Source organism: Paenibacillus sp. FSL H8-0537 (genome assembly GCF_038051995.1).
GTDB lineage: Bacteria > Bacillota > Bacilli > Paenibacillales > Paenibacillaceae > Pristimantibacillus.
Genome location: NZ_CP150290.1, coordinates 2182531 through 2195859, shown reverse-complemented (window position 1 = coordinate 2195859; position 13329 = coordinate 2182531). Strand labels below are relative to the sequence as shown.

Sequence of the window (13329 nt, the reverse complement as noted above, 5' to 3'; positions counted from 1 at the left end):
GAATTTATACATCCCCTGACCGAACTTTTTAGGGAAGAGCGTCCACAATCGAATAGGAGAGGCTGCCTACCTCACTCTTTTTTTCGATTCATTTTCAGCTACAGCGTTCTTTCCGCGAAGCCTATTGCCAAAAAAGGCGTTGATGGATGGCCATCAACGCCTACTGCTTTCTGTTTATTATTTTCAACTATCGTTTTGACTTATTATTCGACCGTACCGTCAGCCCCGCCTCCCGTCAAGGTAACGACAGACCTCGCTGGAATAACCGCTTCAAACGAATAATCATCCAGCACGGGTACGCTTTCCCCACGGACAAGATCCTGACCCGCCGACGTAATATACGGTTCCATAAATGCAATGGAATGGTGCTGATCCACGCCATCCAATGAAACCCGAACGCGCTTATCGTCCTCGCTGTCATTGACGAATACAGCCGTAACCGTCTGTTCTCCAACATGTACATAAGCCGAGCCCAGCAAACCGCTGCGCGCATCTTCATCCAGTCCTGCAAGCGAGATGCGCTGCGCACCCGGACGTATAAATTTGCTGTAATTGCCGAGCGCCCACATGATTTTGGAGGTCAAAATATTTTGCTCATCGCCCGCTTCGCTAAAATCAGTATAGATCAGTCCATCCTTGTAATCGACCTTTGACACGGCTGTCCACCACTGCCATGCCGCTGCATTTGCCTCCGTCAAATCAAAATGAATCGTGCGGGCCACATGCAAGGCAGGCTCTATGCCAAGGTCACGCCCCGGACCGTAATCGCCAAGAATACAATATTCGGTTACCCAGTATTTAGCCTTTTCGTCGTATTTTTTCAGATTGGCATCCAGCAATTGTCTAAGCTTGCCCAGCCGGTCGTCGCCCGGCTTGCTGTAATCGGACCAATAGGAATGCGAAGCGATTTTATTGCCAATTGCCTCCTTGAGCCTAGGATCACCGAGCAGCTCCTTAATATATTCCCGGTATTTTCCTGTTCCTAGACTGTTGGCCCCGCCCGAATAGGTCCCGCCCCCTGCAAACTGCCCGTAAACTTCATCATCCAGCAGCGCTGTAATTTCTACGCCATCTGGGGCGCTGATTTGCGCCTCAAGGCCGCTCTCTTTCAACTGCCGATGCAATTCAAGAATGACACGCTTAAGATCTTCGTTGTTATAACGATTGCTTTCTTGCTGGGCCAGATTCCAATCCCAGGTCGGCTCATTAATCGGGCTTATATATTCGAAATCCAAGCCTGCCTCGCTAAAATGCTCCAAAATATCGATTAAAAACGCTGCAAATTCATCCTCATATCCCTCTTTCAGATTGGTGGAGCCGACTTCCTCATCCGGTTGGGCATGACCATTCTTGGTCATCCAGACTGGTGGGCTATTTACGAATGCAATTAAAGTATCTACGCCCCGATCCTTTGCCGCTTGAAGAAACCATTGCTGACCCGCCTGCCTGCTCCAATCATAATTCCCTTCCTCTGAAAGCTTGAACGATTCCGCCCGCCTCCAGGGATCTGGAATACGCGACTGGTCCGTTTCAATCGAGCCTGCACCGATATTAAAGCGCCAGGCCGACAGGCCAATTCCTTTCTCTCGTGAAAAAAGCAAATCTGCCACGCGATTTTTATTTTCTTCCGTCCAATACTTGCCCAGAGGGTCCATCGACCATGCGTCGGACGCTCCGAAATTATCAATCGTTTGATAGCGGACCGCTCCATCGAGCGTTACATAAGCATCCGGCGGCGTCAGCTGCTGGACCTGCGCTTCCTCCTTTTTCGGGCTGCTTGCGCTATCGGAACGATTCGATGTGAAAGCGAAATACAAGCCTAGAGCTGACGTGAACACCACAACGATAACAACTGTCAATTTCTTTTTCATCCGCCTCTCCTATCCGACCAAGCCTGATCGTTCGACACTCTCTACAAAATGCCTTTGCACAAACAAATACATAATAATTAGCGGCAGTATAGCCATCAGGACGCTTGTGTTCATCATCATGGACATAAAGAATGGGTCCTGAACGTACGAAGCGGTTTCCGCCTGCCCACCTCCGCTAAGGAACGTAGCAATCGCATAGCCGGATGAAGCCATCATCGACGACATCACCTTCGGCTCATTCAAATACATGTTCGTAAAGAAAGAGTCGTTCCACTGCCAGACGAAGGAAAACAGCATGACAGTCACCATGGAAGGGACCGCATTAGGCAGGATGACCCTTCTAAAGGTTGTAAAGTAGCCGGCTCCATCCACATAGGCAGCTTCTTCAATCTCTCGCGGAATTCCTTTGAAAAACTGGCGAAAAATATACACATATAACCCCGTCTTCACACCCATGCCCAGCGCTGCCGAAATAATAAATGGCCAGTAGGTGTTTATCAGATTGGCGGGCTCGCCCTGAATCAGCTTAACCAGCCCGAATAGATCGAAATTTTTAAATTGCAAATAAAGCGGAACCATCATCGTTTGGGCCGGCACCAAAATCGTAAAAATAACGCCTGCGAACAAAATGCCGCTTCCCCTGAATTTCACTCGAGCAAAGCCATAACCGGCAAGCACGCAGGTTGCCGTTTGCAGCAGCATGACCGCAGAAGACAGCAGCAGCGTATTGAGCAGCACTTGCGGATAGTTCATGGCTTGAAATACGAGCTTGAAATTGTCGAGCGTCAGCGCATGCGGCACCCAAATGACTGTAGAGTCATACAAATCATCCATGCTTTTGAAGGCAATCGAAAGCTTCAATAAAATCGGGTAGACGATGACAAACGCTATGCCGAAAATGAGTACGAAGCGGATGGTCACCCACAGCCATTTTTTCGCAAATTCGACCCAATAGGCGGCGGATGCCATACGCTGCAATTGTTCTTTCGTTGGCTGCCCCACCTCAGCGATATCCTTCTTCATGTCCTTCCTCCTTTAGGCCGCTAATCTTGATAAAATACCTTTCGTGAAACAATTGACGTCGTAATCCACAGCACAAGCGCAATGACAACAAAATACATCCACGCCATTGCTGCGCTAAGGCCAAAATTATAGCTTTTGAATGCCGTATCCACCACAAGCCGGCTTGTTTCATCACTGATGAAGCTGTCGATTATGGTATAAACCAGATTCGTCAAAATTAACGGGCTGATCATCGGAAACGTAATTTTCCAGAATGCTTCGTAGCCAGTCGAGCCTTCGATCTTAGCTGCCTCATACAAAGAAGGAGAAATCGACTGAAGGCCCGCCAGAAAAATAAGAATTTGGACACCCGATTGGCTGATAATCTCATAAATTCGGCTGACGGCACCGGTCAAATACTCTACAAAGGTCATACTCACACCTGATTCGATGAGCAGGACGGCGAGTTCTAGATTTTTCATAATGGACAGGCCGCCGCCAGCTGTATCGTTTGCGCTTCGCACGACGGATTGCATCAAATCTCCGTTCTCGATGCTGGCGATAATGCCCGATGCCAAAATAACGGGCAGGAAGAAAATGGCCCGGGCCAGCACCCGTCCTCTAAATCTCTGGTTAAGCAGCACCGCAAAAAATAAGCTGAATATGATAATAAGCGGTGTGTTGATCGCAATATCAACAACGGATTCCGTCAGTATTCTGACGTACGATTCATGTGACAACAAGGCTTCCCGATAATTGGACAGTCCGATAAAGTCCAGGCTAAAGCCGTCATTCGTGACTTGCAGATTGCTAAAGCTGTAGCGAAGCGATGACAGCAGCGGCACGATAAACAGGAATAAAAAGCCTGCAAACCAGGGAAGAATGAAATACAGTCCGTAATATCTGTTTTTTTGCTCAAGCGAAAGCTTCCTGAACCTCATCGCTGAGCTTCACCTCCCACCCAATAATCCTTTGCCCTAACTGTAATTCCGCCCACTTCAGCCAAAGCATCGTTATAATTGACGATAATGGTTTTCCCTTTTTCGAAAGTGGTCTGGTACACCCCATCTGCCAGTGCCCGATGATCAATAATCGCTTGGGATTGCACATCGTGGAGAACGTTATTCAGTTCGCCATACCTCTGCGCTGCTTCGTCGATCCAGCCCCGATAATCGGCGGAATACAAATGGTCGAACTCCGTCATTTTGATCGCGGAGGAATCAGCAAAAAACCATGTGTAATGCAAAGAAGAGCCCGTTTCTAGCGCTTTCAGAAAGTTGTAGGAGGAATCTTGATCATCAGCCATGTTCCAAGCGCCTCCAGCGGTATGAACGAAGCCGTGATAAACCATTTGAAAAAATGGAACGCTCTCATCGGTCATATTAAAGCCGCTGCTCGATATCGGCGCATCCACAATATGCCGCGCGTAGGGAACCGAATAGGCGTTTCCACCCTCCACCAGCAGTTCCTTGACAGAGCCGCTCATTTGCTTCAGCTGTTGCTTTACAATCTCTTTCGCTTCCTCGCGATTGATAACCTCGGAACGATTGAAATCGGAATTCAGCTCGCTGCCAAGATCGCGCAGAGACAATCCCGAGAGCTGGAGCTTCCCATAATCGTCCATAAATCCAGCTGTTATTTTCGGCAGCGATTTCGGACTCACTACATAACCAGGCTCGCGTTCATCCTCTTGACTGAAGGTGGACGCGCTGTAAGAATAAATTTCCGCCAGCCGGCCCGTAATAAATCGGGAAGCTTCGCTCGACTTTTTGAATCCATCCGCTTGCGGAGCTGCCTCAAGAAAGGCCGCATCAGGAAACAACCCTATACCGTTCGCATTGGCATATGCCTTTAGCTCGTTTAAGCCTTTGCTTCCCCCGAGCTTCTTGTCAACGGCAATCGATTTGGGAAGGTTATGGTTTAACCCCTCGTTAAACCAACCCGTATAACGCAGCTTAATGCCGCCGATCCCCCTATCCAGCATTTGGCCCAAAATAGACTCCGCCTGATTGAAGGTCGTAAGCGGCTCATAGGCGTTATAAGGAATGCCCAAGAAAAATTTCTTCTTCGGAATGCCGCCAATCAGCTCGACATAAAACGGAATATCCCCTTCATCCGGCAGCCTCGTTAGGCCCGTTTGCTTGATCAAATAATGACGGTAATGCGCCGCCATGCCCGAATAGCTGGCCTCCCCCGTGCCGAGAAAGCCGTAACGAACCGTCATTTCCCCATCATAGGGCTCCGCTTGAAACTTTTTGACCGTACTGGAGCGCCACCCGTTCGTCAAGGTAACCTCCTCCAAATTAGTCAGCGTAAAACTGGGGAGCACGGTGTTGTAATCGTTCAGCCTGCCGCTTACGTCCGCTTCGACCGCGGCGACCGCGTCACCCTTCTCAATAATCGCGACAAATGCCCGGTCCTCATATTTCATGCCGAATACAGGCAAGCGTGCAGCTTCCTCTTTCTGAATTTTGATGAGCTGGCTAATAGACGCATCGGAACCGTAAAGGGCCGTACGAAACGGCGCATCGTAGGTTTTGCCATTGTTGAAACGGATTAGCGAACCCGACCCATCTGGAACGAACGTATAGCCTTCATCCTCGCGGCCGCTTGCACCAAAAAACGGAAGCAGGGACAGCGTCTGAATTTTCATATTAGCCGGATATTCGATCTCGCCCGCCGCAACTGTCACCAACAGATGCTCGCCATCCAGCCGATAATGCAAAGGAATCCGAACGTTGGCGCTGCCAGTGGACGCTTCGCCATACGCCGCCTTATCGATTGCCTTCTGCTCCTCGTCATAGCCGATCTGATTGAAGATTTCGGTAACCTTGGATAAGCCGATTCCTTTAAAGGAGGAGTCCCTTCTTTCATAACGCTTGTTTTCCTCATCATATTTAAAGCGTTTCTCAACTTCTCTTTTGTCCGCCGACTGTTCGATTTTATCCAGAATGACGGTTTGAAATCGGTCCGCGCTAATATATTTAGGAATGGCATCGATGTCGCTTTTAACCTCCCCTAGCGTATAGACGATGTCCAGTCCGGCATTTGCCTTCACTATGGCATATTGGCCGTTCTGAACGCTATGGGTGTAATTATCATATTTCAATGCATTTCCTGCGCTGTCAAAATAACTGATCTCGACCTGCACGTTCAGCTTCGTCTTGTTATAGCCGGTTGCGACCGGATCAGCTTCGCGATTTTGCGGATTGGAATACCAAATCGCTTGGCTTCGCTTGTCCCTAACCGCAATTTCAGTCGTTTCAGCGTTGACATACAAGGCTAAAAATTCATTTTCAGCCGCCATTTCCATCCCTTCAGACCATGCAGGCACCTTGCCGGAATGGCTGCTTGAGACTGCAAGCCCGCTATTTAGTCCGCTGCTTGGCGCAGGGTCAGCTACGACCTCGGACGCATATTCCGCGTAATTGGTGCCTTGAGCTATAAGCAAGCAGCCGGTAATGGCTGCCGTCATAATGATCGCAAGCTTCCGCTTCACCGCTTGGCCCCCTTTCTTATGCTCGCAATGAAAGTTCCTGGTAAATCGTGTACACAAAACTGACGATTTGCTGGATCAGGCTGAAGAAGAGCAGCCCTAGAAAAATAATGACGCCCATCACTACAACCGTTAACAGCATCGTCATAATCGTCTTCGTAACCGTATATTGGTGAACCGTCATCGTTCCAATAAACAGCAGCCAAACAAACCATAACGCTGCCGCAGATTCCAGCAAATAATAGAAGGAGGCCTCGCGCAGCGTAATCACATTGCTGAGCAGCATATTGGGCAAATAGATCAAAATTAAAGGAAGCATCGCATACCCCGTAGCGATGACAATCTCTTCAAATTTCCCTTCTCCATCCATCAGCGTAGTGAGCGACCAGTTCGCGACACACCACAGGAGGAATGGAAGCACAATGTACTTTAATTCATCAAAGCTGTTTAGTTCCAGCGGGTGATTAAAGTTGACGACATAGCCAGCATACTGGCGGTTCAGAATCATCGTAACCGTAACGGCGAGCAAAATGACAAGCGCGATCCGGAGCTTTCCTTTGTTCTCATATTTCAGGTCCCAAAACCCGTCAAAGGGATGGAATGCAACGTGCAGCGAGTACCTAGCCTCCTTGAGAAACCGCATCCTTTTTCAGTTCCCCCTTTCTGAGCCTCATGCTTCTACGAACGGCGATAACGACCAAGATCAGCGGGATCAGTACCGTCATATAGATCCCAAAGTGCTCACGCATATATTCCCTGCGATATTTGGTTAATGCTTTGGAATAATATTCTCTGTCATTGCCCAGCTTCAGAAAAGTCATCGCTTGCTTGTATTCGCCTTGGCGCAGCATCGACTTGCCAATGCCAATATAGGCCATTTCGTAATTTGCATCGAGCCGGAGCACTTCCTTCCACAGCTTTGCTGCATCATCGTGCTTGCCTATACTGTATAATCCATTGGCCTCGTTAACGAGGCTTCCGAATTTGGTCGCTGCAAACTCGGTAATTCTCCCCTGATCGCGGTCCAGAACAAACACCCGATTGCCGGAGCTTTCAATCGCAACCGGATTTTTAAATGTGCCCTGCTGATTGCCCAGTTGGCCAAATACGTATAATAAATTGCCGTCTTCGTTATAAGTAAAAATCCGCCCCCGGGTCGAATCTAGCGTGCGGTAAACGCCATTGCCGCTAACATCGATGTCAATGAAAGCGGAGCGATTTCTGCTCAAATCGCCTACTGGACCTATATTCCCGTTTATGCGAATGACGTCAATGCCCGATGGGTTCAGCCTTTTGACAGGGGCAAAAGTCTGCTTGTCGGCTGTAGTCGTAAAGATGAATCCATCCAGATCCACATCTACATTGTTAAATTCAATGGGAACAAACCGGATCAGCTTTTCCCGCTGCTCTTTTGTCGATACCGTCTTCCAGAACAAATCCACAGGATCAAACTGCACCCGGTTCGTCCCCATAAATCCAGTAAAGCCGCCCTCGCTGTCAAATTCTATAATGCCCTCGAAGACGCCTCTGGCGACAACGTAAATGCGGCCGGCTTTATCAACGATGACCTTTCGCGGGAAATATTCGAAATTGCTGCTGATGACCTCCGACTTCGGAGCGGAAATTTCTCTGACGAACGCTCCGCTGCTGTCGAGCTCAACCACGCGCCTATTTTCGGTATCCGCCACAAAAATATGACCACTCTCCGTCACGAAGAGGCCTTCTGGATTATTGAAACCATCCTGCTTTCCATTATTCTGAAACTCCTTCATTTGACGGACAACCTTCCACTCGCTGTCAAGCACGACAATTCGCCCGTTTCCTGAATCCAGAACATACAAATGACCGTCAAGTGCAGCAAATATATCAGCTGGAGAACGCCATGGGCCTATCCCTAAATTTTGACCCGTTATCGTCTTGGAAGGAAGATACGCGATTGGCGAATGAACGGTCTCCCCCCAATAGGAATAGGTATATCCCTCATACGGCGACGCGTGGGCCAGCTTCGGACTTAAGCCGGCGAAGAGCAGCACAGCAGCCAATAACAGAATCGCTCGCTTTATTTTCAATCCATACGCCCCCATCGCTTTAGTCCTTCATCCCAGACGAAGCCATCGTCTGAATGACATTGCTCTGTGAAAAAACAAACGTCACGATTGGCACGGTCATCATAATCACAGCAACTGCGGCGCCAACCCCTGCGCGGGCAATACCGCCTTGAATGATTTGCCCCATCGCGTAATGCATCGTCTTGAGCTGTTCGCTGTAAATGAAGCTGCCTCCATCCGCTCCCCAAAGCATTTGCATCATCAGAATTAACAGCGTCAGCCAGGCAGGCTTGACGAGCGGCATAACGACTTGCCAAAATATCCGGTATTCGCTGGCGCCGTCGATCTTGGCGGCTTCCAGCAAAGCATCCGGTATTTGCTCCATGAATTGTTTCATTAAATATAGGCCAAGCGGATAGGCAAACGCCGGAACGATTACAGCTTGGTACGAATCCATCCACCCCAGCACAGACATGATCATATAATTTGGAATCGCCGTCACATGCGGGGAAAACATCAGCGAAAGGACAATAACCGTGAACAGCACTTTGTGTCCGCGAAACTTATGCTTGGCCAGCGGATAAGCCGCCGCCGATGCCAGCAAAATATGTCCTGCCGTTCCTGCCGCCGTAATAAAAAAGGTATTGAAAATATATCTGGAAAATGGAACCCACGAATTTTTCATGACTTGAAACAAATCCGCGAAATTTTCAAGTGTTGCATTTCTGACAAGCAGCGTAGGCGGGAATATAAACAACTCATCAAGCGGCTTAAATGCATTATTAATGACATAGATCAACGGAACTGCCATAAAGGAGCCAAACAAGCCCAGTACAAGGAGCAGCATTATGTCCACCTGCCAGGACCGGTTCACTCTTTTTTTCAGACGCATGGCCAGCTTCATCTCGCCTATTCCCCCACCCTCTTCAGCAACTTTTGAACGGCCAGATTGGTGCCCAGCATCAGCATAAATAGTACGGTCGCGATAGCAGACGCATAGCCCATTTCGAAACGAATCGTGCCGTAATCCACCAAATGGGTAACGACGGTATGTGCGCCATACTGCACGCTCGGAAAGCCAGCCAAAGCCATCGCTACGTCTGCTACTGCAAGGGAAGACGTAATCTGGATGACGGCGCCAAACATCAGCTGCGGCCTCATGGATGGAAGGGTAATAAACCAAAGCTCCTGCCAGCGATTTTTCACGCCATCCACTGCCCCTGCCTCGTACAATGTGCGGTCAACCGTCTGCAAGCCGGCAATAAACGCCAGAAAGCTGGTCCCGAGGCTGAGCCATAATTGGACGATAATAATAATCGTGAGCATATAGTCAGGATTCTGCAGCCATTGAATAGGCTCGTAAATAAACCCGATCTTCATCAGAAAGCCGTTCATAATGCCATACGAATCGCTTGAAAAAATAATTTGCCAAATAAAAAAGACGTTGCCCGAAATCGAAGGAGCAAAAAACACGAGCGTCATAAATGCCCTGATTTTCGGATTAAGCTCATTAATAAGCCATGCGAATACGAAACAAGCGATATAGCTGACCGGACCGGTTATGACGGCAAATATAAGCGTATTTTTTAGTCCAATGAGAAACACATCGTCATTCCAAAGCAGCTTGGAATAATTCTCCCATCCGACCCAGCGCGGAAATTCAAGCATATTAAAATACGTAAAGCTGAAAAGGATGGAAATGATGACCGGCAGCACCGTAAATAACAGAAACAGCACCATATAAGGAATCAGCAGGACAAACAAATGCTTATCCCGCTTCATATCCTTAACGAACAGCTCCCATTTCCGCTGCGGCCCAGCAAGGCGGCCCTTCGGCTGGAGTATAATCTCAGCCGCGATTTTCGTTTTCTGCAAAAGAGTCCCTCCTTAAGTCCCCTCATTCCAAATGAAACTCGCTTCTTTTTTGGGTAATTTCATAGTCGATTTCTTGGACATAATCGTATAAGGAGTCGGCTGTATTCGTGCCGTTGTTAATCACTTCACGCAAAGCATTGTCCAAATGCCTTCCTGTGAAATAGCCTCCCGGCACCTCCGGCACGCCCTGTACCCATTGCCATTGTTCTTCCAGGCTGCGATAATTGCGCGCCGGCCATGGCAGCTCCTTAAGCGCTTCAATATTGGCAGTCGGATAACGTGCTGCAGCGCCCATCAGTCCTTCCATCTCTCTGCCGAAGCGAACCTGGGCATCCTTGCCCACCCACCATTTCATAAACTCCCAAGCTGCTTCCTTGTTTTTAGCCTGCTTGAGCATGATGGCGGCTGTCCCGCCGCTAGCCACATCCCGGCGAATAGAACCATCCTGCTGCACGGTGCCTGGAACAGGAACGAACTCCCACAAGCCCTTAATTTCTGGGGCGGATACGCTCAAATAGTTGTAAAAGGTGTAATCCTGTATGCCGACCGGCATTTCGCCCGTACGAAAGCGCATTGGAAAATCAAAGATGAGCGGCAGCTTATAGCTCGTATAGAAGTCGGTCCATTTTTTGAATGCATCTAGTCCGACCTCTGTATCCAGTCCGCTTTTGGCTCCGTTGTTCAAATAAAAGGAGCCGTCCAGCTGGTATAAAAGCATAGCAAACGCACGATTCGCCTCCATTACAGGAACACCCGTCGTCTGGGCAATCGGCAGCGCGAAATCCATATGATGCTTTTGCAGAACCGGAATCATCGCGTACACATCATCCCACGTTTGCGGCGGCTCAAGTTTCAGCTCCTCTAATATATCCTTCCGGTAAAAAAGCATATTGAAAATTTGCTGCTCAGGCAGCGCAAACACCTGCTCCTCAAATCGGTATGGAACAAGCGCGCTGTCCCTGAATTGCTGCACAACCGCCCTATAGCCCGGGAATTGCGACAAGTCCTCCGCTGCATTCCGCATGCCGAAATTTACCGGCACATCGTTGCCGACCTGCATGGCTACATCGGGTCCCTCACCTGCCAAAGACGCACGCAGCAGCACATCCTGATTGACCAGCTTAAGGTTGACTCCAACACCAGTAAGCGGCGTAAATGAATCATCAATCATCGCCTTCAGCACTTGAGCCTGATCGCGGCCGGTTCCAATCCATACCGTTATTGATTGCTCATCCTGGGCCATGTTTCCGATCGTATCGTAATCTTCAAAGAAGGAATGAAAGAAGGAAGATACCTCATGAACGATTTTTTTTGAAGCTGAAGCATCTGCTTCGGGCAGCTCTACATCAGCTGAAGCCAAAGCGAGGTAATCGATTTCGAGCGGCTGCTCTCTCACTTGCAGAATCCAGGCTCCGACGCTGCCAACATTAATTTTGAATTGAGACAGCCGCTTCTGGACCGTTTCCGGTTTTTGAGCCAAATCTGCTAATTGATAGGCGGTTTTATCCAATGTAGCCGTCTTGTCGCTTTTCTCGCCTGTCAGGCGAACTAGCTCCTTCGATACGGCATACAGAATATCGCTTTGCTCCTGAAACACGCCGACCATGTCGGGAATTTGTTTATCTAATTGATAATCCCTATAAGGATCCGGTACATTGCCGGTAATCATCAAAATTTTGCGATACATAGCATTGATGTCAAGCAAGCTTGCTTCTACTTGGCGAATCAGAGGAGCCATTGCGCCTAAGCTCACCTCCAGCCTCAGCTCATGCTTCCCTTTAGTCATATAAAATAAATAAGGCTTTTCCTCGCTTCCTAGCACATTCATCTGCCAGTCCGAGTCATAATAAAACGGAATTTGCGTCATTTCTTGAAACGGAATGACCCCGTCAATCCATAGCGAGCGTGTAGAATAAATGCCTCGCAGCAATTCTTGCCTGTTCTTGATCGCAATCCGGTATAGCCCGTCCTCTGGCGCTTCGATGTCCCATGCGATCCATTGGCCCGGCACCCGCCAGTTGTTGCCGCCAATCGTATTCATCTTAATCTTCGATACGTCATAAGGCTCGGTAGACGGGCTGGAACGATCGGAAATCGGATATAAGGTAGGAGACGATTTGTAGGCGGCGTTTTCGCCTTGCATTTTAATCAAATGTCCGCTAGTCTCCGCATAGCCCTTAGACTTGTATCCCCGCTCTACCTCTTCGTAAGGCGAAGGCTCATCATATTGATACACTTTCAAATAGTCGATTGCCATCGGCTCTCTGGAAGATAACAGCGTCAATGTGTGCTTGCCAGCCGAAAAATAAAAGAAGTACGGCTCCTCGTAGTACCCTTCTGTATCTCGAAGCAGCGACTCCTGCCACATCGGCGATTCTACCTGGCGCGGCCGCAGCTCATTTTCCCGGTTATCCTGCAAAATCTGATCACTCTCATTTTTCCATATGCGGTGAAAGGTCAAATTTCTGGCGCTGGCAAACGGCAGCTCGCCGTCGATCAGCAGCTCCCTTTCGATTGCCGAGCTTTTTCCTTCGATCGGAAAATAGCGAATGGCGATATGATACAAGCCGGATTTCGGCACCTCAAGCTCCCACTCTATAGAGCCGCTTTCACCCGTCTTGACGAAGTCGCCTGATACGCCCCCAAGCTCATGAACGATTTCGGGTTCCATTTCGCTTGCCCTTGTGTAGTCCGCCCCTTGTATGACCATTTCCTCCCGAGGCCGTTCTATTTCCTTATAGCGCTGCAAGTAATGGGCGTAGCTGTTTTCTGCTTCGTTTGTTAATAGGCTCTGGTCGCTGCTTGACTCGGCTTCCTTAGCCGAACCGGCTTGAATGCTGGCTGCGCCGGACTGAGCTATAGGGAAAGCCAATATCGAAATCAGCATAGCGATAACCATGATCCTAGCGGCCGTTTTTCTGAAAAATACGATTTCCACCTCATTCCCCCCTTTTGTAAACTGGCGAAATTTTTTACAGCAATCGCCCGGTTTCCCTAATCGGAAAGCCGGGCAGGCCGCTTTATTATGGGCAAAGCC

9 protein-coding genes are annotated in these 13329 nt (G+C 48.9%); all 9 read right to left on the bottom strand.

Features of this window, described 5'->3' with window-relative positions:
• Positions 1-203: 203 nt before the first annotated feature.
• A complete protein-coding gene (locus tag MHB80_RS09285) occupies positions 204-1871 on the bottom strand; it encodes a glycoside hydrolase (RefSeq protein WP_341281872.1) in 1668 nt (555 codons plus the stop codon).
• Between the two features lie 9 nt (positions 1872-1880).
• A complete protein-coding gene (locus MHB80_RS09280) occupies positions 1881-2894 on the bottom strand; it encodes a carbohydrate ABC transporter permease (RefSeq protein WP_341281871.1) in 1014 nt (337 codons plus the stop codon).
• A gap of 20 nt (positions 2895-2914) precedes the next feature.
• Positions 2915-3814, bottom strand: a complete 900-nt coding sequence (locus tag MHB80_RS09275; protein WP_341281870.1) for a sugar ABC transporter permease — start codon at positions 3812-3814, stop codon at positions 2915-2917.
• A complete protein-coding gene (locus MHB80_RS09270) occupies positions 3811-6372 on the bottom strand; it encodes a DUF5696 domain-containing protein (RefSeq protein ID WP_341281869.1) in 2562 nt (853 codons plus the stop codon). Before MHB80_RS09270 ends, MHB80_RS09275 begins: the two co-directional genes overlap by 4 nt.
• A gap of 16 nt (positions 6373-6388) precedes the next feature.
• A complete protein-coding gene (locus MHB80_RS09265; protein ID WP_341281868.1) occupies positions 6389-7012 on the bottom strand; it encodes a Yip1 family protein in 624 nt (207 codons plus the stop codon).
• Entirely contained in the window at positions 6990-8438 is a 1449-nt protein-coding gene (locus MHB80_RS09260) for a gluconolactonase (RefSeq protein WP_341281867.1), read from the bottom strand. Before MHB80_RS09260 ends, MHB80_RS09265 begins: the two co-directional genes overlap by 23 nt.
• A gap of 19 nt (positions 8439-8457) precedes the next feature.
• Complete coding sequence (locus MHB80_RS09255) at positions 8458-9321, bottom strand: carbohydrate ABC transporter permease (protein WP_341281866.1); 864 nt, start codon at positions 9319-9321, stop codon at positions 8458-8460.
• Positions 9322-9326: 5 nt separating this feature from the next.
• A complete protein-coding gene (locus MHB80_RS09250; RefSeq protein ID WP_341282915.1) occupies positions 9327-10199 on the bottom strand; it encodes a sugar ABC transporter permease in 873 nt (290 codons plus the stop codon).
• A 115-nt stretch (positions 10200-10314) separates the two neighbouring features.
• The gene (locus MHB80_RS09245; RefSeq protein WP_341281865.1) at positions 10315-13230 is read right to left on the bottom strand and encodes an extracellular solute-binding protein; all 2916 of its coding nucleotides are present in this window, start codon (positions 13228-13230) and stop codon (positions 10315-10317) included.
• Between the last annotated feature and the right edge of the window lie 99 nt (positions 13231-13329).

Coding starts and splice junctions, on each gene's coding strand:
- MHB80_RS09285 (WP_341281872.1), bottom strand. CDS start 1,871: ATGAAAAAGAAATTGACAGTTGTTATCGTTGTGGTGTTCACGTCAGCT.
- MHB80_RS09280 (WP_341281871.1), bottom strand. CDS start 2,894: ATGAAGAAGGATATCGCTGAGGTGGGGCAGCCAACGAAAGAACAATTG.
- MHB80_RS09275 (WP_341281870.1), bottom strand. CDS start 3,814: ATGAGGTTCAGGAAGCTTTCGCTTGAGCAAAAAAACAGATATTACGGA.
- MHB80_RS09265 (WP_341281868.1), bottom strand. CDS start 7,012: ATGCGGTTTCTCAAGGAGGCTAGGTACTCGCTGCACGTTGCATTCCAT.
- MHB80_RS09255 (WP_341281866.1), bottom strand. CDS start 9,321: ATGAAGCTGGCCATGCGTCTGAAAAAAAGAGTGAACCGGTCCTGGCAG.
- MHB80_RS09250 (WP_341282915.1), bottom strand. CDS start 10,199: ATGAAGCGGGATAAGCATTTGTTTGTCCTGCTGATTCCTTATATGGTG.